Origin of the sequence: Leptolyngbya subtilissima AS-A7, assembly GCF_039962255.1 — a bacterium.
Classification (GTDB): domain Bacteria; phylum Cyanobacteriota; class Cyanobacteriia; order Phormidesmidales; family Phormidesmidaceae; genus Nodosilinea.
Map to the genome: position 1 here is coordinate 169,584 of NZ_JAMPKY010000003.1, position 22,932 is coordinate 192,515.

General features: G+C 56.3%; 22 protein-coding genes. 14 read left to right on the forward strand and 8 right to left on the reverse strand.

Going from position 1 to position 22,932, the window contains the following annotated elements; all coding sequences use genetic code 11:
• A complete protein-coding gene (locus NC979_RS08125) occupies positions 1 to 648 on the reverse strand; it encodes a DUF3592 domain-containing protein (protein WP_206755232.1) in 648 nt (215 codons plus the stop codon).
• A 274-nt stretch (positions 649 to 922) separates the two neighbouring features.
• Here NC979_RS08125 and NC979_RS08130 point away from each other — a divergent pair, with 274 nt between their 5' ends.
• From NC979_RS08130 to NC979_RS08150, 5 genes are all read left to right on the forward strand, one after another.
• Positions 923 to 1,105, forward strand: a complete 183-nt coding sequence (locus NC979_RS08130; protein WP_190514637.1) for a DUF2283 domain-containing protein — start codon at positions 923 to 925, stop codon at positions 1,103 to 1,105.
• 277 nt (positions 1,106 to 1,382) lie between these two features.
• Entirely contained in the window at positions 1,383 to 2,591 is a 1,209-nt protein-coding gene (locus NC979_RS08135) for a 4-hydroxy-3-methylbut-2-enyl diphosphate reductase (protein ID WP_190514638.1), read from the forward strand.
• Between the two features lie 298 nt (positions 2,592 to 2,889).
• On the forward strand, positions 2,890 to 3,087 hold the full coding sequence (locus tag NC979_RS08140; protein ID WP_190514639.1) for a DUF2281 domain-containing protein: 198 nt from the start codon (positions 2,890 to 2,892) through the stop codon (positions 3,085 to 3,087).
• Entirely contained in the window at positions 3,074 to 3,469 is a 396-nt protein-coding gene (locus tag NC979_RS08145) for a type II toxin-antitoxin system death-on-curing family toxin (RefSeq protein ID WP_190514640.1), read from the forward strand. Before NC979_RS08140 ends, NC979_RS08145 begins: the two co-directional genes overlap by 14 nt.
• Before the next feature lie 67 nt (positions 3,470 to 3,536).
• Positions 3,537 to 4,841 carry an ATP-dependent DNA helicase gene (locus NC979_RS08150; RefSeq protein ID WP_190514641.1) on the forward strand — a complete coding sequence of 435 codons (1,305 nt, stop codon included), beginning with the start codon at positions 3,537 to 3,539 and terminating at the stop codon, positions 4,839 to 4,841.
• A 91-nt stretch (positions 4,842 to 4,932) separates the two neighbouring features.
• On the opposite strand, the gene NC979_RS08155 is transcribed toward NC979_RS08150, so the two are convergent.
• Complete coding sequence (locus NC979_RS08155; RefSeq protein WP_242023787.1) at positions 4,933 to 5,520, reverse strand: DUF192 domain-containing protein; 588 nt, start codon at positions 5,518 to 5,520, stop codon at positions 4,933 to 4,935.
• A gap of 126 nt (positions 5,521 to 5,646) precedes the next feature.
• Positions 5,647 to 6,342, reverse strand: coding sequence for a response regulator transcription factor NblR (gene nblR, locus NC979_RS08160; protein ID WP_190514642.1), 696 nt, complete (start codon positions 6,340 to 6,342; stop codon positions 5,647 to 5,649).
• Positions 6,343 to 6,663: 321 nt separating this feature from the next.
• On the opposite strand from nblR, the gene ctpC reads away from it, so the two are divergent.
• Positions 6,664 to 7,962, forward strand: a complete 1,299-nt coding sequence (gene ctpC / locus NC979_RS08165; RefSeq protein ID WP_190514643.1) for a carboxyl-terminal processing protease CtpC — start codon at positions 6,664 to 6,666, stop codon at positions 7,960 to 7,962.
• Between the two features lie 42 nt (positions 7,963 to 8,004).
• On the opposite strand, the gene NC979_RS08170 is transcribed toward ctpC, so the two are convergent.
• Positions 8,005 to 8,247 (reverse strand): lipopolysaccharide assembly protein LapA domain-containing protein, encoded by a 243-nt coding sequence (locus tag NC979_RS08170; RefSeq protein ID WP_190514644.1) that lies wholly within the window; start codon positions 8,245 to 8,247, stop codon positions 8,005 to 8,007.
• A 91-nt stretch (positions 8,248 to 8,338) separates the two neighbouring features.
• Here NC979_RS08170 and rplI point away from each other — a divergent pair, with 91 nt between their 5' ends.
• The 3 genes from rplI (at position 8,339) to NC979_RS08185 (ending at position 12,643) form a co-directional block, all read left to right on the forward strand.
• Positions 8,339 to 8,797: a 50S ribosomal protein L9 gene (gene rplI, locus NC979_RS08175; RefSeq protein ID WP_190514645.1), complete on the forward strand. Its 459-nt coding sequence runs from the start codon at positions 8,339 to 8,341 to the stop codon at positions 8,795 to 8,797.
• A gap of 258 nt (positions 8,798 to 9,055) precedes the next feature.
• Complete coding sequence (gene dnaG, locus NC979_RS08180; RefSeq protein WP_190514646.1) at positions 9,056 to 10,999, forward strand: DNA primase; 1,944 nt, start codon at positions 9,056 to 9,058, stop codon at positions 10,997 to 10,999.
• A 414-nt stretch (positions 11,000 to 11,413) separates the two neighbouring features.
• Positions 11,414 to 12,643, forward strand: coding sequence for an FAD-dependent oxidoreductase (locus NC979_RS08185; RefSeq protein ID WP_190514647.1), 1,230 nt, complete (start codon positions 11,414 to 11,416; stop codon positions 12,641 to 12,643).
• Positions 12,644 to 12,890: 247 nt separating this feature from the next.
• Here the strand turns inward: NC979_RS08185 and NC979_RS08190 are convergent, their stop codons facing one another.
• From NC979_RS08190 to NC979_RS08200, 3 genes are all read right to left on the reverse strand, one after another.
• Entirely contained in the window at positions 12,891 to 13,715 is an 825-nt protein-coding gene (locus NC979_RS08190; RefSeq protein ID WP_190514648.1) for a hypothetical protein, read from the reverse strand.
• Between the two features lie 366 nt (positions 13,716 to 14,081).
• Positions 14,082 to 14,252, reverse strand: a complete 171-nt coding sequence (locus NC979_RS08195; protein ID WP_190514649.1) for a hypothetical protein — start codon at positions 14,250 to 14,252, stop codon at positions 14,082 to 14,084.
• Positions 14,253 to 14,381: 129 nt separating this feature from the next.
• Positions 14,382 to 15,365, reverse strand: a complete 984-nt coding sequence (locus NC979_RS08200) for a GntR family transcriptional regulator (protein WP_431191038.1) — start codon at positions 15,363 to 15,365, stop codon at positions 14,382 to 14,384.
• A 261-nt stretch (positions 15,366 to 15,626) separates the two neighbouring features.
• On the opposite strand from NC979_RS08200, the gene NC979_RS08205 reads away from it, so the two are divergent.
• The 5 genes from NC979_RS08205 to NC979_RS08225 all read left to right on the forward strand — a co-directional run bounded on the left by NC979_RS08205 (position 15,627) and on the right by NC979_RS08225 (position 22,565).
• Positions 15,627 to 16,382, forward strand: a complete 756-nt coding sequence (locus NC979_RS08205; protein WP_190514650.1) for a dienelactone hydrolase family protein — start codon at positions 15,627 to 15,629, stop codon at positions 16,380 to 16,382.
• 722 nt (positions 16,383 to 17,104) lie between these two features.
• On the forward strand, positions 17,105 to 18,340 hold the full coding sequence (locus NC979_RS08210; protein ID WP_190514651.1) for an S-layer homology domain-containing protein: 1,236 nt from the start codon (positions 17,105 to 17,107) through the stop codon (positions 18,338 to 18,340).
• 249 nt (positions 18,341 to 18,589) lie between these two features.
• On the forward strand, positions 18,590 to 19,957 hold the full coding sequence (locus NC979_RS08215) for a RuBisCO small subunit-like domain-containing protein (RefSeq protein WP_190514652.1): 1,368 nt from the start codon (positions 18,590 to 18,592) through the stop codon (positions 19,955 to 19,957).
• A 126-nt stretch (positions 19,958 to 20,083) separates the two neighbouring features.
• Complete coding sequence (locus NC979_RS08220) at positions 20,084 to 21,541, forward strand: ATPase domain-containing protein (protein ID WP_190514653.1); 1,458 nt, start codon at positions 20,084 to 20,086, stop codon at positions 21,539 to 21,541.
• Complete coding sequence (locus tag NC979_RS08225; protein WP_190514654.1) at positions 21,531 to 22,565, forward strand: diguanylate cyclase domain-containing protein; 1,035 nt, start codon at positions 21,531 to 21,533, stop codon at positions 22,563 to 22,565. The genes NC979_RS08220 and NC979_RS08225 overlap by 11 nt, the downstream gene beginning before the upstream one ends.
• On the opposite strand, the gene uraH is transcribed toward NC979_RS08225, so the two are convergent.
• Complete coding sequence (gene uraH / locus NC979_RS08230) at positions 22,562 to 22,921, reverse strand: hydroxyisourate hydrolase (protein WP_190514655.1); 360 nt, start codon at positions 22,919 to 22,921, stop codon at positions 22,562 to 22,564. The two genes, NC979_RS08225 and uraH, sit on opposite strands and share 4 nt — an antisense overlap.
• Between the last annotated feature and the right edge of the window lie 11 nt (positions 22,922 to 22,932).

Here is a 22,932-nt window from a genome sequence, read left to right on the forward strand (position 1 = left end):
CTACTCAGCTAACTTGGGAAGAAATGAAAGATCAACGAAGTATTTTTTAGGATTTTCTCTCTCGATAAACACGGTAATTGGGTCACCTGTCATAAATTCGGATGGGTCATACCATAAGCAGCTGCTCTTGAATACGTGTATCTCTGTAGTAGACGGATTCTGCCATTGCGTCATGATCCGGAAAGGGTGATTTCCATTGACCGATACCGTAGTATCAACGTCTATGTTCTTAAATTTGGTCTCAATGGGAGTTCCCTGCTGCCTCAAATATTTTTCCTCACGTTCTTTCACCATGGGCACAACGAGGAGGCCAGTGCCAACTGTAGAAAATATGCTGCCTAGTGCACCTAAAATAGTTGGCAAACCCCACAATGAAAAGAATCCATTAATTTCAGCTTTCTGTGGATTGTCTGGCAGATAAAAAATCTCTACTGCTTGCCCCTTTGAGTAACTTGGCGGGTTAGAGCCTGACAACGAGGTGAACTCAATTTCTTCGCCTTCTTGACTAACAAAAACCACAACCGGCTGGTACGTTACTGAATCGTCTGATTGAGACCGTATCAGCTCTATCACCGTCCCTTCTGTTTTGATGGCATCTTTGAGGAAGGTGTTGGTATTTGTGTATGTGAAGAATGTGGCTGCCAACATGCCAATTCCGGTTAAAAGGAAAGGGTATCCTATTGCTTTCATCGTTTCGGCTCAACTGCGGGTGATTTAGTGCTTTGGCTGGCAACCTGTGCTGGTTTTAGGGAGGCTGCTGTACTAAGTAGTAAGTGAATTTAGCGTTCCCAAAGGGTGTCATTTATCACTAACGAGAGCGCTCTCTTTTCTGCCAAAAGGTAACAGTCACCGCAATCGCTCCTACTACAGCGGCGATCGCCTTGCAAATGTTGTAGAGATTGCTGGGGCGATCGCAATACTCGTGTTTACCGTCGTCAACTCAAGGGAGAAGACCTCACTGAAGCTGACCTACTTCCCCAATGCCGACACTCTATATATTGATCTAGCCGATCGCCCCAGTGCCGAATCAGAAGGGCTGAACGAGAACCTAATTATTGACCTAGACAATGAGGGCCGCCCGGTAGGCATTACAGTCAGACCGTAAGCACCCCTGCTATAGACGTGAGCCTGCCAAGGGAATTACTCCCGACATCGGCAGCGAACTAGCTCGGCGTTACGGGTAAAGATTAAAATTCATTGAGGCGATCGCATCCCAATCCTCCACCCATAACCCGCTATCCCAAATAGGATGCTGCTAACTTGAAGGGTTTATCCGGCAATGCACCTGGTATGCATCCGGGTGCATCCGGCAATACACCCTGTTTTTGGATCTCCACACAACCCGCTATCCTAGAGAATGTGCTGCACCCGGTGAAGACTCAATGGATACCAAGGCCTTTAAGCGCTCTCTCAACCACTCCGATAAGTACTTTCGCCAAGGGTTTGGCCACGGGGAAGACGTCGCCGGGCAGATGCAGACCGAGTACAACAGCGGGCTAATCCAGGAAATCCGCGATCGCAGCTACACCCTCACTCGCGGCAACGTCACCATCAAGCTGGCCCAGTCCTTTGGCTTTTGCTGGGGAGTCGAGCGAGCGGTGGCCATGGCCTACGAAACCCGTCAGCACTTCCCCACCGAGCGCATTTGGATCACCAACGAAATCATCCACAACCCCAGCGTCAACCAGCGCCTCAAAGACATGGCGGTGGAGTTCATTGAAGTAGTAGACGGCGAGAAAGATTTCTCTATTGTCGGCCAAGGCGACGTGGTAATTCTCCCCGCCTTTGGAGCCAGCGTGCAGGAAATGCAGCTGCTCAACGACAAGGGCTGCACCATCGTTGACACTACCTGCCCCTGGGTTTCTAAGGTGTGGAACACCGTCGAAAAACATAAGAAACGCGACCACACCTCCATCATCCACGGCAAGTACAACCACGAAGAAACCGTGGCCACCAGCTCCTTTGCGGGCAAGTACCTAGTGGTGCTGAATCTAGATCAGGCAAACTACGTGGCCGACTACATTCTCAACGGCGGCGACAAAGCCGAATTTATGGCCAAGTTTGGCAATGCCTGCTCCCCTGGGTTTGACCCCGACACCGACCTCGATCGCATCGGTGTTGCCAACCAGACCACCATGCTCAAGGGCGAAACCGAGCAAATCGGCAAACTATTCGAGCACACTATCTTGAAGAAATTTGGTCCCCAGGCCCTCAACGACCACTTTCTCAGCTTCAACACCATCTGCGACGCCACCCAAGAGCGCCAAGATGCCATGTTTGAGCTAGTGGATGAAAAGCTCGATTTGATGGTGGTGATCGGCGGCTACAACTCGTCAAACACTACTCACTTGCAAGAAATTGCGATCGATCGCAGCATTCCCTCGTACCACATCGACAGCGCCAGCCGCATTGGCCCCGGCAACCGCATCGAGCACAAGCCGCTCCATGGTGACCTAACGGTGACGGAAAACTGGCTGCTCGATGGCCCCATTACCGTGGGCGTCACCTCTGGCGCTTCGACCCCCGATCGCTCGGTGGAAGAGACTATCGCGCATATTTTTGCTATCAAGGCCGATATGGCCGTGGTTTAGGAAAACTTAGTAGCTCACAAAGTCCTCGTCCCTCTCCCCCAGCCCCTCTCCCAGGGAGGAGAGGGGAGCCGGAAACAAACTTTAAAGTCCCTCTCCCAGCTTGGGAGAGGGACTTAGGGTGAGGGCTGGATTATGGAAGAAAGCGTATTTATGATCTACTGAAACTAGGCTGGCATCGTGAGACCGACAGCGGCTTACCTCGCTATGGTTGATAATGTGCAATTGCCCTCCTAGGTCGCTTTGACCATCGCCGCCAGACTAAAATAACAGTGTGCCGCTATAGGTTGAGGCCAGAGCCATGACCACCGCCACTACCCTCAAAGACCAAATTCTAGAAGCGATCGATCATCTGCCCGCGGAAACGCTGGCCGAAATTTTGGTCTATGTGCAGGGGTTGAGAACCGACTCAAACGTGGATCAAGACCAGGTGTGGCAAGCCTATCTAGAGTCTGAGAAAGAACGTGAAGAGGTATATCGTCGCCTTGCCGACTCCTAAGTTTTTAGATGCAGAAGCCGTTCTGCGGCTCCATGCAAGGCAAATTGAGCGGTTTGGGGGTACTGCTGGCGTGCGAGATGCAGGTCTGCTAGATTCAGCTTTAGCTCAGCCTCAGGCCACCTTTGACGGCGAGCTACTACATCCGACCCTGACGGAGCAGGCGGCAGCGTATCTATATCATTTGTCCAAAAATCATCCTTTTGTAGATGGCAACAAGCGCACAGCGTTTGCGGTGATGGATACCTTTTTGCGGCTGAATGGTAAACGGCTGCTGTTGACGAATGACGACGTTTACGATTTGGTGATGCAGGTCGCCCAGGGCCAGATCGACAAACCTACGTTGGTCATTCTCCTTGCGGCCGCTATCCAAAGCTTGCCCTAGGATGAAGTCTCCCCTGTCTGAGACCGTGAATCAGGCTAACCTGGGATAGAACATCTGTTCCCTGCCCATGGCTGTATCCCCATCCAAATCTGCTAAAGCTGACCTGGCGCTCACCGCCGAGCAAGAGGCCGCTCTGGATGCTCTGGACGCCTTTGTGCAGGGCACCGAAAAGCTGTATCTGCTAACCGGCTACGCAGGTACGGGCAAAACGACGCTGCTTCAGGTATTTGTGAACGGGCTGCGCGATCGCGGCGACGATCGCCCCATTGTGCTCAGCGCCTTCAGCAACAAAGCCACCAAGGTGCTGGCGGCGATGGCGGCCCAGTGGCGGCTCGATATTGACGCCATGACCTGCTGCAAGCTGTTGGGCCTGCGCCCGGTGATCGACGAAGAGAACGGCAAGCAGGTGTTTGCGATCGATCGCCAGCAGGCCAGCCAGATCGATCGCTACCGCCTGGTGATCATCGACGAATGCTCGATGATCAACCAGGAGTTGTGGGATCTGCTGGTGAATGCCGTGTCGAACCTGTACCGGGGCACCCAGATTTTATTCGTAGGCGATTCGGCCCAGTTGCCGCCGGTCAACGAGCCTGAGTCGGCCTGCTTTCGGCAGATCATTCACAAATCACAGCTTACCGAGGTGGTGCGCTATGGCGGCGCGATCGGCGTGATCGCTGAAGACATTCGCCGCAACCTGGAGCGCGATGCCCTGCCCCACTTTGCCAACGACACCAACGCCGACAATACCGAAGGCTGCTTTGTGCTGCCCCGCCAAGCCTGGCACGATCTGCTGATTCGCGCCTTTACCAGCCCCGCCTATCAGAAAAATCCTGACCAGGTGCGCGCCCTGGCCTACACCAACCGCCGGGTGGCCCAGCTCAACCACACCATTCGCGCCGCCATCTACGGCCCCAACGCTAAGCGATTTGTGCCCGGCGATCGCCTCATCGCCGTTAATCCCTGTTTAGAAAAAGAGGCGGTCGTGCTGCCCACCTCCGCCGAGTGCGAGGTGCTCAACATTGCCCGAGGTCGCGAGGGCGAGTGGCCACTGTGGATGCTCGAAGTCGAGACCGAAACCGGCGACTACAAGACCCTGCAGGTATTGCACGAGTCGGGCCAAGCCGAGTTCAAAACCAGGCTCGACTTTCTTGCCAAAGAAAAGCGCTGGATGGAATTTTGGGATTTGCAGCAGCGCTTCCACGCCGTTGACTACGCCTATAGCCTCACCATTCACAAAAGCCAGGGGTCAACCTTTCAAGATGTGTTTGTGGATGTGCCGTCGATGGCTGCTAACCGCAACGCGATCGAGCGCAATCAGCTCTGCTATGTCGCTTTCACTCGCGCTGCCAAACGGCTGTTTTTGTATCAATAATCTTCCTGCCGTAGAAATGCTTCAGCGGTGCGTTATGGCCAAGCGCAGGTGATGTGTGGTCACCCAATCCGGCCTGCGGCCTAACAGCACCCTACTCCCCCACTTCTCTGATCACAACCTCATCCCCTGCTGCCAGGCCCAGCTCAGCGGCGCGCCCGGACCGTAGCTCAATCACGTGATCCACTAGCTGATTGCCCGGGCCATAGGTGGGGCAAGGATCAGCGGTGCAGGGAGGTGCCTCCGCCAGACCTACGATCTGCCCTTGGTAGACAAACACCATGTCCAGCGCCACTGGCACATTCTTCATCCAAAAGCTCACTGGGCGAGGCCGACCCATGGGAAACAGCATGCCGCGATCGCCGGGCAGCGCATCGCGATACATCAGCCCTAGGGCCTGCTGCTGTGGGGTGGTCGCCACTTCTAGAAAAATCTCTTCACCGCCCAGGGTCGTAACCGCTGTGACGGCAAGCTGTTGGCCGCGAGGGTCAGCCATAGGGGTTTCGGTGGCAGTCGGCGTTGATGGGGTGTTGTCGGTCGTAGACGGTGGCTCAGCTGTAGAAGGGGTTGGCCCGCACCCGGCCCCCAACACCAGCGCGCTGAGCATCAAACTCAAGGCCATACCCTGCCGCAGCCATAGATAAAGCCGTTGGGAAGCCAAACCAGCAAAACGATAGGACATGGAAAAACCAGGAAATGCAACTGTGGGCACCCAACCAGGGCGCTAACATTCTAGTCGTTCACCCGGTAACTATTGGCCCCCACCCATCCACCCATCTACCCGTCCACTCATCCACTCACCAACCGACTAACTCTCCCGCAGCACGTACCCCACACCCCGCACGGTCTGAATCAGGCGCTTGTCGTCTTCGCCGTCAATTTTAAGGCGCAGGTAGCGTACATAAACCTCAATCACATTCGACTCACCCACAAAGTCGTAGCCCCAGACATTCTCCAAAATCTGCTCGCGGGGCAGCACCTCGCGGGGGTGCTCCATCATATATTTGAGCAGCTCAAATTCTTTCATCGTCAGCTCAATGACGCGATCGCCCCGCAGCGCTTGGCGATTGTCTAAGTCCAGCGTCAGGTCGCCAAAGCGCAGGTGCTCGACCTCTCCTGGGGCTGACTGCAGGTAGAGCTGCACAATTTTTAAGAAGGCGTCGGCGCGGTAGGGTTTGAGAAAGTAGTCGTCGGCGCCGCACTCGAGGCAGGCTACCCGGTCTTCGAGGCTGTCTTTGGCCATCAGCAGCACAATCGGCGATTTGATGCCCTGGCTGCGCAGGGTTTGGCACAGCGCCAGCCCCGACTCGCCCCCCAGTAAGCGATCGACTACAACTAGCGCCGGGTGGCTCTCAGTCGCTAGGGCAAGGCCTGCCTTAGCACTGCTGGCCACTACGGGATGATAGCCGGACTCTTGGAGGTCAAACTCCATCTGGCGAATTTGGCCCTCGTTGGTGCCCACCAGCAAAATGTGGGTGCCCTGATCGGCGATAGATGTGCCCATAGGATTTAAACGTCTCAACGCCTGGGGCTTGGGTCAGCGATTCATCGAGTCAGCGTTTCACAGACAACGCCTGCAAAGGATCGCGATCGATTATAGCGCGGCACTCTGGGCGGCACGGTAGTTAGAGAAACGACCGCTGCTGCCGCTAGAGCGATCGCTGCTAGAAAACAGTATTAAACCCCTTTTTTCCTCAGTTGCCCCCTCTAAGTGCCCATTGTTACCGTTAGTAACGGGGGCAAAAACCCTCACCAAATCTTCCCCTTGCTTCTTAATTGTGTGTGTTAGATTGGGCGTAATTTGCTGCTAGAACCTATATCACACATGACATTTGCAAAGCGCGGACTGATCCTAGGTGCCACGGCCGTTGCTGTGGCGGCGGTAACTGTAACCGGCGCTGGGATTCACCTGTCCCAAAGCAAAGCTTTCTTTGAAGAAAGCCCAAAGGAACTGATTGATCAAGTTTGGCAGCTGATTGACCGCAATTTCGTCGATGCTACCTTTAACCAGGTCGATTGGGATGCGGTGCGGACAGACTACCTGGGGCGGAACTATGCCGACCAGGAAGAAGCCTATGGCGCCATCCGCGAGATGCTAGAAAAGCTGGAAGATCCCTACACCCGCTTCATGGATCCTGAAGAGTTTCGCAGCATGCAGATTGACACCTCCGGCGAACTCACCGGGGTTGGTATTCAAATCTCTCAGGATGAAGAGAGCAAAGAAATAGTCGTCGTAGCTCCCATCGAAGACACCCCGGCCTTCGACGCGGGCATTCGCCCCCAAGATGTGATTTTGGCCATTGATGGCGAATCCACCGAGGGCATGGAGCTCAACGATGCAGTGAGCAAAATTCGTGGCACCGTTGGCTCTGAGGTTACCCTCACCCTGCGCCGGGGCGAAGAACAATTGGAATTCTCCATGGTGCGTGCGCGCATCGAAATCCATCCGGTGCGCTACAACGTGCAGGCTGGCCCTGAGGGACAGGTAGGCTATATTCGCCTCAACCAGTTCAGCGCTAATGCCGCCGAAGAAATGGGTGCTGCCATCGACGATCTCGAAGGTCAGGGAGTAACGGGCTACGTGCTCGACCTGCGCTCGAACCCTGGTGGGTTGCTGTACTCCAGCATTGACATCGCCCGCATGTGGATCGACAACGGCATTATTGTGTCGACGGTGAACCGCCAGGGGGTGGTGGATGAAGAAACCGCCAACAGCCGCGCCTTGACCGATAAGCCCCTCGTGGTGCTGGTTGACGGTGGCTCGGCCAGCGCCAGCGAAATTTTGTCGGGGGCTCTAAGAGATAACGAGCGGGCGGTTTTGGTGGGCACTCGCACCTTCGGCAAGGGTCTGGTGCAGTCGGTGCGCAGCCTGGGCGATGGCTCTGGGGTGGCTATCACGGTGGCCAAGTACCTCACCCCCGACGGCACCGACATTAACAAGTCTGGCATTGAGCCCGACATTTCGATCGAGCTGACCGAAGAGCAGCAGGAAGAACTTTCAACGAATCGCGAGGCTATCGGCACCGAAGCCGACCCTCAATATGCGGCGGCATTGGAAGCGTTAAGCACCGAAATTAAGGAAGCCCGCGCTGGCGACAGCGTCACGACGGCACCGGGCAACTAGCCAAACACCGGGTTAACAACTCGACCTGAGCAAAGGTCTGGGCTACGGCTCAGACCTTTTTTGACGGCGAGGTGCTCGCAGGGGATTTCCTCCCAGCACCAGCAGCACCAGGGCAGCGGCCACCATACCAGCGGCGACACAAAAGGCCAGCAGCACCCCAAAGGGAATCGCGATCGATTGCAGGGTCAGCAATTGAATGGAGACAGGGGTGGCGTTTTGCACGGCGATAATGGCGATCGCAATCACCCAGACCGCGGGTACCAGGGCAAACACAAGTCTAATCATGGGCCAGGGTAGGTTGTGGGGCGACGGGGAAGGGTTGCCAAGAGACAACGCCTTTGGGTAGTATAGTCAACTGGGCTATACGAGAAAAATCATGGCAAAACGGGTACAGGTAGTTCTCACAGAAGATGTTCGCAAGCTGGGCTATAACGGCGACTTGGTAGATGTGGCCCCTGGCTATGCACGTAATTATCTTATCCCTAACGGGAAAGCGGTGCGCACTACCCCCGGCGTGCTAAAGCAAGTAGAGCGTCGGCGCGAGGCGCAAAAGCAGCGGTTGCTAGAGATTAAGCAGGAGGCCGAAGCCACCAAGACGGCATTGACCACCATCGGCATGTTCACCATTCAAAAGCCTGTGGGTGAAAACGAAGCCATTTTTGGTACCGTCACCTCTGCTGATGTGGCCGACGTGATCAAGTCGCTGGCGGACAAAGAAGTCGATCGCCGCGATATTTCGCTCCCCGACATCAACAAGTTGGGCGAATACCAGGCTGAAGTGAAGCTACACCCCGAAGTGACTGCTGTTGTCAACCTGCGGGTAGTTGCCGAATAAACTGGGCTGATCTCCTGCTGGGGCAAGCCACGGGACATACAGTATTGACATTAAAATCGCCGTTGGGGACGCTGAGCCGTCTCGAACGGCGATTTTTTGTCAGTAGGGTAGCTACCGGCTGGCCTAGTTTCTTGCCATAAATTAGGAGCACTACCAAGCAAAGGGTCGATGGCTGATTTCTGAGCACCATGGGCTACAATCAAGCCACGCCCCAACATGTAGTGGTCTTCCTCCCGGCCACCGCGCAGCTTCAACACTATGGATACCCCTCGCCTCCACCCCGACACTATCGAAGCGGTGCGCGATCGCGCCGATATTGTCGATGTGGTCTCCCAGCATGTGGTGCTGAAAAAGCAGGGTAAAGATTTTGTCGGCCTCTGCCCTTTCCACGAAGACAAGTCGCCCAGCTTTAGCGTCAGCCCCGGCAAGCAGTTTTACTACTGCTTTTCCTGCGGAGCCGGGGGCAACGCCTTTAAGTTCTTGATGGAGCTGAACAAGCGCTCCTTTGCCGACGTGGTGCTCGATCTAGCTCAGCGCTATCAAGTGCCGGTCACCACCCTAGAACCAGCAAAACGACAGGAGCTTCAGCGGCAGCTCACCCTGCGGGAGCAGCTCTACGAGATTTTGGCCCTGACGGCTAAATTTTATGAGCACGCCCTCCAGCAGATCGACGGGGCCACGGCCCTAGCCTACCTCTACGAGCGGGGCCTGAGCGACGCTACCATTCAGCAGTTTCAGCTGGGGTTTGCCCCGGGGGGGTGGCAGACCCTCTATGGCTACCTGGTTGAGCAAAAGCACTACCCCGTCGAGCTAGTGGAAAAGGCGGGGCTGATTGTGCCTCGCCAAAAAGGGGATGGCTACTACGATCGCTTCCGCGATCGCCTGATGATTCCCATTCGCGATGGGCAGAGCCGAGTGATTGGCTTTGGCGGCCGCGCCCTGGGCGACGAAAAGCCCAAATATCTCAACTCGCCCGACACCGAGCTGTTTGACAAGGGCAAGACTCTGTATGGGCTGGATTTAGCACGGGCGGCGATCGCCAAAGATGACTGCGCCATCGTTGTCGAAGGCTATTTCGACGTCATTGCTCTCCACGCCGCAGGGCTCGAGAACTCTGTCGCCGCCCTGGGCACGGCCTTAAACGCCGCCCAGGTGCGCCAGCTGCTGCGCTACACCGAATCCAAACAAATTTTGCTCAACTTCGACGCCGATGCCGCTGGAGTCAAGGCGGCCCAGCGGGCGATCGGCGAGGTCGAAGATATGGCATACCGGGGTGACGTGCAGCTGCGGGTGCTCAACATTCCCGACGGCAAAGACCCCGACGAGTTTCTGCGGCACCACAGCGCTGCCGCTTACCGAGATTTGATTGAGGCCGCCCCCCTCTGGATTGACTGGCAGATCAATAACCTGATTGGCGGCAAAGATCTGCGCCAGGCCGACCAGTTTCAGCAGACCAGCCAGGCGGTGGTCAAGCTGCTCAGTGATATCGCCAACGCCGATACCCGCACCCACTACGTGCGCTACTGCGCCGAAATCTTTAGCAACGGCGACAGCCGCTTAGTGCCTTTGCTGGCTGAAAACCTCGTTACCCAGGTACGCCGCCAGCGCCGGACGACCTCATCAGAAGCGCCTACCCGATCTGCCCCTGCCACCACCCCCAGCGCCAGTTCCCTAGAACAGGCCGAGGCCGCCCTGTTGCGTATTTTTCTCCACGATGCTGCTCACCGCGACGAAATTCGTCAGGTGCTCGAAGACCGCGACCTGCAATTTAGCTACTCTCACCACCGGGCCCTGTGGCGGCAGATGCAGCGACTGCTCAGCGAATCTGACGATCCCAGAGTTGATTTGGTCAACCTATTACGTAACCAACTCGCTGATACTGGCCTGGCTACCACGCCCCTGCAAGCCCTACTGCACCTCAGCGAAAAGACCAAACGCGACGTGATCCGCGCCTCCCTAATCGTTCGCGCCGCCGCCGCCTGCATGGAAAAGAACCTTTGCGAAAAGCGCTACCGCCACTTCCTTGCCCTGTGGGAAAAGACTGACTGCACCACCGCCCCCGAGCAGTTCGCCGAGTACCAGCGCCAAATCTACGCCGAAAAACGCCGTATCGAAGCTCTAGAGAAAGATCGCCAGGTCAGCTTCGAAGATCTAGCGACCATGCCCTGGGTTGGCGAGCAATACGATTCTCTCGATCGATAGCCTTCAGTCCAACGGTGGGCACTGCCCACCCTACAGCGTCTTGAGCCGAGTGATGGAGAACAACGGGGTTTGTGTCCTCTCTAGGCTCATTGGCAGGACAGAGGTTTAAACCGATGATTGATCAATCCTTTCCGTGAGGTCAAGGACGACGGAACGTCTTTGTCGACGGGGGTCTGGGGCCAGCGAAATGGCCCCAGCGGCAGATTTGGCTTTGATTTCAATTGTGCGCCGCCACGGTCTGCGCGATCGCCAACAAGCAACTCATAACTACACTCCTAGAATGGTGCACTGCTTTGCGAGTGCACCCTACGATTTTCTTTATGGGGTAGCTGCTCAAGTACAGGAAGATGGGCACGAAGCCCCGCAACCGAGCGCTATTCTGAACAAAAGCTCACCAAAAATCCTCACTAAACCATGCCTAGAGTTGCGATCGTTGGCGCTGGCCCTACCGGAGCCACCCTAGCCTTCATGCTGGCCCAACGCGGCATCCCCGTTACCCTAATTGAAGCCGCCCGCGACTTTCAGCGTCAGTTTCGCGGTGAGGGGCTGATGCCCAGCGGCCTCGATGCCCTCACCCAAATGGGGCTAGACCCACTGCTGAAGACAGTGCCTCATCGCCCCCTCAGCGCCTGGGAATTTTGGCTCAACGATCGCCGCCTATTCCGTGCCGACGAGCCCTTGGGGGCATCCCGTCCCTGCACCCTAGTTTCCCAACCGCCGCTGTTAGAAGCCTTAGTGCAAGCTGCCCAGCGCGAACCCAATTTTGAATGGATAGCCGGAACCGCCGTGAAGGATCTGCTCTGGCAGAACGTTGACGAAGCCTCCCAAAGCGAAAATCGTGTCACTGGCATTCAACTTGCCGATGGCCGCACCATAGCCGCTGATCTGGTGATTGGAGCCGACGGTCGTGCCTCCGCAATTCGCCAAAAAGCCGGGCTAACGCTAGAAACTCAGCCCAAAAGTATCGATGTGCTCTGGTTTAAGTTGCCCACGCCACCAGGCTATGCCGCCGACAATCGCTTTTGCACTGTGGTTAAAAAGGGACGAGTTTTCAGCCTCTTCCACGGAGCGGAAGAGGGCAAAATGCACCTCGCCTGGGCGATCGCCCCCGACGAACCCACCGAGCAGAAAGACTGGGCCACTACCTTCGCTGCCCTGGTACCACCAGAGTTCGTGGAACACTTCCAATCGGCGGGAGAGAGTATCTCATCTCCCATGCGGCTCTCGGTTCTGGTTGGTCGCTGCCCCCGCTGGCACCGTCCCGGTCTGCTGCTGCTGGGTGACGCCGCCCACCCCATGTCGCCGGTGCGCGCCCAAGGTATCAACCTGGCTTTGCGGGATGCGATCGCAGCCGCCAACCACCTGATCCCGGTGCTCAAAACCACCGACGCAGCAGCCCCAGACCTCACCGCTCTCGATCGCGCTTTAGCCTGCATCCAAGCCGAACGCGAGCCTGAGATAATCCAGGCCCAAAAGCTCCAGGCCCACGAAGCCGGTCGGGGAGAACTACTGCGTCGCTCTGGAATTCTGCGCCAGGGGCTTAGCACCTTCTCCCCTATCCTTGGTCCCTTGGTTAAACAAGTTTGGACCCAGCAACAGCGGCCGCTGCGCGAAGGGATGACAACAGTACGGCTGCAATCTTAGGTAGGCCCCCCTCCCCCCAAAACTGAGATGGGAGCCGCTGAGATCGCACCAACGGCTTGCAAAAGCCCGCTGCTGTTTACCAAGGAATAGGTAAACAGCAGCGGGCAGAGCTGCCAATACAGCAGTTAATTTAATTGACACTTTGATAACCAGAATTCTCTGTGTAGGGGCGTTGCAGTGCAACGCCCCTACGTTGACCTGTCCTAACCCGATGGACGCTGCTGTTAGGAGCGTCACAATAGCGATGCTATTCAGGAATAGCCGAAGGGTAGATTTGGGTCGCAATCAGAACCGGCTTTTCGCTGTAGTCTGCCTCTAGCTGCTGTAACACTTCAGCATCCCAGGTCAAATCATAGTCGCGCTCCAGTTCACTGACGACGAAGGGGCGCAGCACACCGGTAACCGCAACCTGTTCATTGTCAGTAATGGTAGGTGGTACCGCCTCAGACGCCGAACCTGCCTTGGGTTGGGCATAGACAACCAGCAGGCTGTCTGCCCCTAACAGCTGGTCTTCCTGAAGGGTGAATGTGTCTTCACTCTGAATATCTTCCACGTCGCCAGTTACGGCTAAGGTCTCGCCATAGTACTGCTCAGGATTTTCAGAAATTTCACCAGGCTCTGGTGCCAGCGCGATCGACTGAGCAATGATAACCGGCTGATCCTCGTACTCTTCGTAGAGGTTTTGGTCAAGGGTTAGATCAAACTCTTGATTGACCTCTGAAATTAAGAAGTTACGAACTTCACCGGTTACCTGTACCTCAACATCGCCCTCTGGCAGTAGCAGGGGTTCGCCCGAAGCATTGATGACTAGAATGGGCTCGCTGCCAAAGAATTGTTCATCGTTGACGGTGAAAGAGTTGTCGCCTACTTTCTCGACCGGTGCGCTCCGAATAGTGACGATTTGGCCGATGTAGCCTTCGGTATTTTCAGCAACTTCCTCAGTTTGCACATTCGTCGAACCATCGGAAGTTTCCCGCTCAGGTGCGGTTTCGGCACAGGCACCCACCAGTCCGGCAATCAGACTGAGGGCAAGGGTGCTTTGAAAAAATTTCTGCTTAGTTGACCGAGCCATAATCTTATACTCCAAACTCAACACAACTGTTGCTGAAAAGCTGACTTTCAAAATGCTTTACTAGTGATTCCAGCCTTGCTGTTCAAAAACAAGGTTTTTTGTAGTGCACTGAATATCCAACCGTTACTTTTTTTGTCGCTAGTTTCGCTAATCACTTTTCTACTCAACACCTGTTATATGTGTTTGTGAGAGTATAGGTCATCTGTCTAAATGCTAGTAACTATGTCTGCCCATAGATAGAAAAAGAAATAGCCTAAACGAGTGTTTGAATTATTAATTTCTGTAACTGTTTTTGCGTTTATTTAGAAAGGGAAATTTAGCGAGTGGTTTTGGCGGGCCACCGAAGCTGCTGCAAAGCCACTAGGGCTATGCGGTACTACTTTTGTATAGTTTCCAGGTCTTATTGGTGGTTGGGGTCTTCTGGCTACTGTGCCAGATGGCTTCAAAGTGCTCTTGCGGAATGTAGTGCTGTTTTAAGCGAATAAACGAGGCAATGGCGGCATCGCCCTCAGCACCCACAGCAATATGCTCAAGCACGGATAGCCTGGCAGTAAGTATTACCGCCAGGCTAAAAAAGGCTCAGCGAAGTCGCCACTGCAGGCGGGTGCACCACACCAGCACTTTCAAATTTCAGATTGAGGATGGCCCGGACTATGCAGCGATCGCTTAATCGAGCCCCAGCTCGCGCTTGAGCAAGTTGATCGACTTTTCGCCGATGTAGTTGTCACAGACGATTAGCTTGGGAGGGCGAATCAAGTCTTCGCGGGCTTCGGCGATCGCCTCTTTGACCGTGGGCAAACTTGCCTCGTCAAACACCACAATGGTCTGGGCACTGTGGATCACGGCATTGAGCTTGTAGGGGTCATCGGTTTGGGCCGACATCAGCAAAATTTCGTCGCCCCGGAGGCTGTAGCTAATCACCTCCGCTGCCCGCAAAATGCCGGTGCTGACGCTGACCATGCCCAGGCAGGTGCCCTTGGGCAAATCCTTCAGCAGGCCCAGCTCTTTTTTATAGTCGTAGATATCGACGGGGATGACCCGCACCGACTTGGGAGCCGCGATCGCCTCCGCTTCGCTAATGAAGTAGCGACTGGTGACCACCGTACCTGAGCGGGTCTGGGCCAAAATCGTGTCGAGTTCTTCGAGGGGCACCAGCTGCACTGGAATGTGCAGGGCGCTCTCTAGCTCACGCACCATCAGCTGCCCGGCCCCAATGTCTTGCCCCGGGGCGGTGACCAGTACCCGAGCGCTACAGCGCAGCCGCCAGTCGATCTCCGCCAAGAACAATTCTCGCGCCTGGTTGAGCGAGCAGCCCTGGCGCAGCAGCTCGTCTAGCCCAGTCTCGACCACATCGCGCGCCTGGGGAAACTCGGCCCATAGCACGGTCTGGGGACGAGCGCTGTCGGTGCTGTTTTGCTCGCGCACGTAGATGCCAGAGCCGGGCATGGCCTCGACCACGCCGGCGTCTTCGAGCTGACGATAGACCTTGCTGATGGTGTTGCGGTGCAGGCCCGTCTGCATGGCTAGCTGCCGGGTGCTGGGCAGCCGATAGCCAGGTGGATACTGCCGGGATGCGATCGCAAACCAAATCTGGTCGTAGAGCTGGGTCGACGCCGGAATCTCGCTATCGGGCTGAATGTGAAACTGCACCACCAAACCACCTCCAGGCTTTTGCCAGACAAACCATCGTGCCCATTTTGTGATCAAACCAGTAGGTCAGACCAACATGAGGGCCACTGAGAACTAAATACACCGCCCGTACTGACAATTTAGGACGATTCTTAAAAAGTGGCTGGGTTTTGTTAGCCGCCCCCGCCTGCCGCAATGTTTTTTGACAATTGTAGGCCTCCCCACCAGCGCTCAGGCCAGCGTTAAAGTAAGAGTAATCAGTATAGACAACGACAACTCGCCATGCCGTCCCTAGTGCGTACCGAGACAATCGCTATCCCCAGCGGCGACACCGAGATTTTGGCTTACTTGGCCGAGCCCTCCGGCCCGGGCCGGTTTGGTGCCGTCGTCGTGATTCAAGAGGTGTATGGAGTCAACAGCCACATTCGTGAGGTGGCCGAACGGCTGGCGAGGGCGGGCTACGTAGCGATCGCCCCCCACATCTATCACCGCCAGGCCCCCAGCTTTGAGGTGGGCTACACCCAGGAAGAACTGGAGCTGGGCCGCAGCTACAAGCAAGGCACAACGGCCAAAGAACTGATCATGGATGTGCAGGGGGCGATCGCCTACCTCTACAGCAAAGCCAACGTAATCCCTGAGGGCGTCGGCTGCCTCGGCTTTTGTTTTGGCGGCCACGTTGCCTACCTGGCCGCCACCCTGCTCCAAGTCAAGGCCACGGCTTCCTTCTATGGAGCAGGTATTGCCACCATGACCCCCGGGGGCGGTGACCCTACCCTCAGCCGCACCCCCGAGATCAAGGGCACCCTCTATGGCTTCTTCGGTGAAAAAGACCCCTTGATTGCGGCTGACGAGGTAGACCAAATCGAAGCGGCCTTAAAGGACCATGGCGTGCCCCACCAAATCTTTCGCTACCCCGGTGCTGAGCACGGCTTTTTCTGCGATCAGCGCCATAGCTACCACCCCGAAGCCGCCAGCGATGCCTGGGAGCAGGTGCTCCAGCTATTCAAGACCACTCTGCCCACAGCGCTACAAGTCTAGCTAGGTAAGGGCAGTTGCCTGGCTTCTAACTGATTCTCGGCTGCGTTCTCGCTCAGAGGGCGTCTACAACGTCCTGTTTTGGTAGCAAAAGGCTGAGATCTGGCTTGAATGAGGATGTTGAGCCCCAACGCCCTCCAAAGGCCAGAAGGGAGCAGTAGGTGACGAGGGCTAAAAAAACTGGGATACATCCGTGACGAGGGTTACGAAAGAGCCTTCTGCAAATAGCCCCTGCTGAGGCCTCCCCGAACGAAATTTTAGGCCTAGATTATTGTCAATTAAATGGCTGGAACTTTTTGGCAGAGCTATAAGTCAATTACCGATCGCTTGCCTGAAGCCAGGCAATTGTTCAGTAATTCAAAAAGCTTTCTAATGTGACAGTTGAAATAGCGGAAAGACTATTCGTCACATTGGCAAAAGCAGCTTTAGATTAAGGAAAGCGAGACACAGTTATCTGTTCGCCTTTAAAACAAGAGTCGCCAAGGCTATGCAGTCATCCTATTGCTATGTAGAAACTTACTTTGGCTGACTTCTCTACTTATTAAAAGGCAAAAAGCAGTTCTTAAAGCCAGATAGACAGAGTGAGGAAGACAGGCAAATGCTCTGTTTACCACGAAGAGGGGTGCGCAAAAGCATCTTGAGTCGAATCTGCTGAGATGAATTTGCCACGGCGAATTTGATAAAGCTGTGTCCGTCCGTTGTTTGACTTTGGAGTTTATTCAAAAATGTCTAATTCTTTTCGTCTAAAGTCTGGAACCGCTCTGATGTTGGCCCTAGGGTTGACCGTAGGCGCCTTTACTCCAGTGATCACCGCTGCTCCGGTAGTTGCCCAAACCCAAACTCAAACTCAATTTAGCGATGTGTCCGCCAACCACTGGGCGCGTCAGTTCATTACTAGTTTGGCGGGCAGAGGCGTGATCGCTGGTTTCCCAGACGGTACCTTCCGTCCCGATGAACCGGTGACCCGCGCTCAGTATGCCGCTATGGTGCGTCAGGCGTTTAGCCAGTCCTCCGTGCGGACCGCGACCACTTTTGTGGACGTGCCAGCTGACTATTGGGCCGCTGCAGCGATTCGTGAGGCCGATATGATGGGCTTTTTGTCGGGCTACCCCGGCAATATCTTCCAGCCCGATCAGAATATCCCTCGGGCCCAGGTGCTGGTTTCCCTAGCCAATGGATTGAACTACACCGCCAGCAGCCAGAATAGCGTTAGCGTCTATCAGGATGCCTCCTCGATTCCTGAGTATGCGGTGGCTAGCCTAGCCGCTGCTACAGAGCGGCGGTTGGTGGTGAACTACCCCAATGTGCAGGTCTTACGGCCCAACCAAACGGCAACTCGGGCCGATGTGGCGGCCTTTATTTACCAGGCCCTGGCTAGCCAAAATCAGGTGGCCACGGTCAACTCCCCCTACATTGTGGGGCAGCAGGTGGCGGCTCAATCCAGCCTACCGGCAGGCACAGTTCTGACTACGAACTATGCAGAGAGCAACAAAATTGTCGTGCTCCCCGATGAGACCGCTGATCTAACCCTGACGGTTGCCCAGGCGATCACCGACAGCACCGGTCGCGTCTTAGTGCCAGCGGGCAGTCAGGTAGTGGGAGAACTGCGTCCTAGCGGCAACGGCTCACAGTTTGTGGCCCAGGAACTGGTGCTGCCCGGCGGTCAACGGCTGGCAATTAACGCCACCTCGCAGACCGTGACCACGACGGAAACTGTTCGCCGAGGAGCTACCCTTGGCGAGACCCTGGCTGGAGCGGTGCTGGGTTCAGGTGCGGCGGCGGCGATCTCTCGCACCACTGGCGACCAAAGTGTTGGCACCCTAGAGGTCTTGGCCGGAACCGCCACTGGAGCCACCCTGGCCCGGCTCTTTGGCCGCGACCGGGTCGAGGTAATTGCCATCAACCCCAGCCAAGATCTCACCCTGACCCTCAACCAACCTCTGGTGCTGTCGGCTCGTTAATAGGCGCTGTCTAGTCACTTAGTGCAGTTAACAAACCCCTCAGTTCCCAAACGGGAACTGAGGGGTTTGTCTTGGCAAGCTAATCTATAGCGATCGCTTATTGCAGCCTTCAGCCTTTTGAACCATTCACTGCACCAAGCTACGGGATAATGTAAACACGGATACTGCTGAGTTTTCTGCAAAGTGTAGGGCGATCGCTTTACACCTCTGCCAGATATCTATCCCTGCTACCTCACCGCGTTTAACCCCATGTCCTACTATCTCTCCCCCCGCTTTCTCGAAAAGCTGGCGGTGCACATCACCAAAAACTACCTCAAGCTGCCGCAGGTCAAAATTCCTCTGCTGCTGGGGGTGCACGGCCGCAAGGGGGAGGGCAAAACCTTTCAGTGCGAGCTGGTGTATGAGCGCATGGGCATTGAGGTGGTGCACATCTCTGGCGGCGAGCTAGAGAGCCCCGACGCAGGCGACCCGGCCCGGCTGATTCGTCTGCGCTACCGCGAGGCCGCCGAGCTGGTGCGGGTGCGGGGCAAAATGGCGGTACTGATGATCAACGACATTGATGCTGGGGCCGGCCGCTTCGACGCCCTCACCCAGTACACCGTCAACACCCAGCTGGTGAACAACACCCTAATGAACATTGCCGACAACCCCACCAATGTTCAGCTGCCGGGCAGCTACGACGAAAACGAGATTCAGCGGGTGCCGATCATTATGACCGGCAACGACCTCTCGACCCTCTACGCGCCGCTGATTCGCGACGGCCGCATGGACAAGTTTTACTGGCAGCCCGATCGCGACGATCGCATCGGCATTGTCGGCGGCATTTTTGAACCCGACGGCCTTTCCTCCCAAGACATTACCCTGCTGGTGGACACCTTTCCGACCCAGGCGATCGACTTCTTTGGGGCCGTGCGCGCTCAGATCTACAACGAGCAGATCCGCGACTTTATCTATTCTGTGGGGCTCGAAAATGTCTCCCGCAGCGTGGTCAACACCACCACACCCCCCACCTTTCGCCGGCCCGACTTTAGCATCTCGCACCTGATCGAAGTGGGCGATCGCCTGGTGCGTGAGCAGCGCCGGGTCGACGACATGCGCCTCGCCAACGAATACAACCGCGTTTTGCAGTCGGGTGGTGCGTCCTCGGCCCCCAATGGCAGCTTTTATCGCGCCTACGACCCCAACGACAACCCCGCCGCTGAGGGCACTACCGAGGGCAATGCCGCCAAGGTATCTAGCAACGGCAACGGCGACGCCCCTCAGTGCCCCATGCCCGATTCGGCCCAGTCCACCCATTCCTCCACTCCCCCACCCTCCCACCCTCCCACCCATCCACCCTCCCACCCATCTACCCTCCCCCCCGAAGTGCGCGATCAGGTCAACAACATCCTCTCCCGGGGCTATCGCCTGGCCCTAGAGCATGTCGATCAGCGGCGGTTTCAAACCAACGCCTGGCAGAGTGGCCCTACCATCTCTGCTCAGAATGCGGCTACGGCTAGCGCCGAAGTGGAACGCTGCCTGGGCGACTATGCCCAAGACTACGTGCGGCTGATTGGCATCGACCCCAAAACCAAACAGCGGGTCATGGAGCAGATTATTCAGCGGCCCAAACGTTAACGGTTTTTCTCAACGGCAACGCCAGGAGCCAGTTTGGTGGCAGGATGAGAGGCCAGGCGACTCTCTGATAGTGCTAGCGGAGAATTGCTGCGCGTTGGCGTTAATTTTGAGAGCAATTTGGCGAAGATGTCAAAATATGAACGACTTTCCTCAGGAATTGAAGGGCTAGATGAAGTTTTAGAGGGGGGATTTCCGGCGGGGCAGGCCTATCTGGCCAGAGGCGGGCCGGGCTGTGGCAAAACTACCCTGGGGTGGCATTTTCTCACCACCAACCTAGACGATGGTACCCCACGCCTCTTCATCAGCCTTGGGGAATCGATGGAACAACTGCGGCGCAACGGCGCAGCCTCGGGCTTTCCAGTAGATGCGGTGCATGTTTTAGATTTGAGCCCCAACGCTGACTCTTTTGTGCAGAACCAGGGTTACGACATTTTTGCGGCCGCCCAGGTCGAGCAGGGCCCGCTGACGGAGCGGATTGTCGAGCAGGTCAGTGCGCTCAAGCCCCAGCGGGTATTTATCGACTCGATGACTCAGCTGCGCTACCTGGCGACCGATGCTTATCAATTTCGCCAACAGGTGGTGGGATTTTTGCGCTTTTTGCTTCACCAGGGGGCCACGGTGCTGTTTACCTCTGAGGGCAGTCAGGAGGCCCCCGATGAGGATTTGCAGTTCATTAGTGACGGCATTCTCACTTTGCAAATGCAGGAGGAGGGCCGCCATGTGCAGGTGTCTAAACTGCGGGGCGGCACGTTTCGCAAGGGGCTGCACTCGATGCGGATCTGCGATCGCGGCCTGGTGGTCTTTCCCCAGCTGGTGCCCAATGAAGATCCGGTGGCCACGGCTGCACCGCGCCTCTGCCCGGCCGGCATTCCTGAAATTGATGAGCTGCTCAGCGGCGGCATTGAAACCGGCACGGTAACGATTATCTCTGGCCCCAGCGGCGTGGGCAAAACCACCCTGGGGCTGCAATTTATTAAAGAGGCGGCGGGACGGGGCGATCGCTCGGTCGTCTACCTGTTTGAGGAGGCGGTTGATACTCTGCTCAACCGCTGTGAAGGCATCAATATTCCGGTGCGGGCGATGGCCAATCGGGGCACCTTGGCGATCTTTAAGGTTGACCCGCTGCTGTATTCTCCCGATGAGTTTGCCCACCAGGTGCGCCTCGAAGTTGAAAAGGCGGGCACCCAGCTGATCATGATCGACAGCGTGCTGGGCTATAAGCTGTCGTTCAAAGAAGATGACCTGATTCGCAATATTCACAGCCTTTGCCAGTATCTCAAAGGGCGCGGGGTGACCACTATCCTCACCAACGAAATTGAGTCAATTACCGGTGACTTTAAAGCGACGGAGCTGGGGGTGTCCTACCTGGCCGACAACATTATTTTTCTGCGCTATTTAGAAATGCGCGGCCAAATGCGGCGGGCGATCGGTGTTTTGAAGAAGCGCCTCAGCGATTTTGAGAAGACTTTACGGGAGTTTGAAATTTCTCGCTACGGCATCAAGGTAGGTCGTCCGCTGACCCAGCTGCGGGGCATCTTGAGCGGAGTTCCTGAATTCATTAAGTCCAACGAAAATGAGCCCTGATGTTCCACCACCCTGCGCTGAGCCACTCCCAGATCCCGATCATCAATGGCAGCATCGCGTGCTGCTGGGGGTAGACCATCCGCAAAATCGCCAGCTGCTGTCAGCGTTCTTGAGTCGGTTTTATAGCCTGCAAGAGGTGCCGGCGACGGCGCTCAGGTGGGGCCAAGCCTATGACCTGTGCATTTTTGATAGCGCGTTTTTGGGGCGCTATGGCGAGCACATTGCCCAGCAGCGGGAGGAGGCCAGCCCGGTGTTTTTGCCCTTTTTGCTGCTGCTCAAGCGCCAGCACCTGCCCTTGATGACACCGTCTCAGCGCCAGCAGGTGGACGATGTGATTACGATGCCGGTTGACCAGACTGAGCTGCTGCTGCGGGTGGAGTCGCTGCTGCGCGCCCGGCAGCAGGCGCTGAAGCTCAGTACCCTGTTGACCCAAGAGCGGTTGCTGGAGCAGCAGCTGGCGGCCGACAATCAGATTCTTCAGCAGCTGGCCGTTCAGGATAGCCTGACCGGCATTCCCAATCGGCGCGCCTTTGACGACAAGCTAGCCTACGAGTGGAAGCTCGGCCGCCGCGAGCAAACCCCGCTGGCGGTGGTGCTTTGCGATGTCGATTACTTTAAGCCCTACAACGACACCTACGGCCATATCTCGGGAGATCAGTGTCTGCGGGCGATCGCAGCTGTGCTCGACACCGTAATTCGCCGGCCAGCTGATTTGGCTGCCCGCTACGGCGGCGAAGAGTTTGCCCTAATTTTGCCGAAGACCGATTTAGAGGGAGCGCAGCACCTTTTGAGCCGCCTGCGCAGCACCCTGCGAGCCCGCGCCATTGCCCACCCCAAATCGCCGGTTGGCCCCTACGTCAGTCTGAGTTTTGGCGTGGCGGCAACAGTGCCCGATCAGCAGTGGCAGCCTGAAGATGTGTTGCGGGCCGCCGATGCAGCCCTCTACCAGGCCAAAGCCGAAGGCCGCGATCGCATCGTTGTGGCCGCTACCCCCACCGCGACGTCTCCGCTACGGCCGACCTAGCTGCCCCGATAGGTGCTGTAGGACCAGGGCGACACCAGCAGCGGCACGTGGAAGTTGCTGGTGGGGTCAGCGATCGTAAACCGCACCGGGATCTGGTCTAAAAACGGGGGTTCCGAAAGCGCCGCACTCGTTTTGGCAAAATAGGCCGCCACGTCAAAGGTGATCTCGTAGGTGCCTTTGTGCAGTTCGTCACCCTCTAGCAGCGGCTCATCGGTGCGGCCATCGCTGTTAGTTTCCACGGTTTTTAGTGCCGTTTTGATGTCGGCTTCATTGTTAATGGCCCAGACTGTGAGCCGCAGAGAGGCGGCGGGCTTACCCAGGGCTGTGTCAAGAACGTGGGTGGAGAGTCTGCCCATTGTGGTAACGA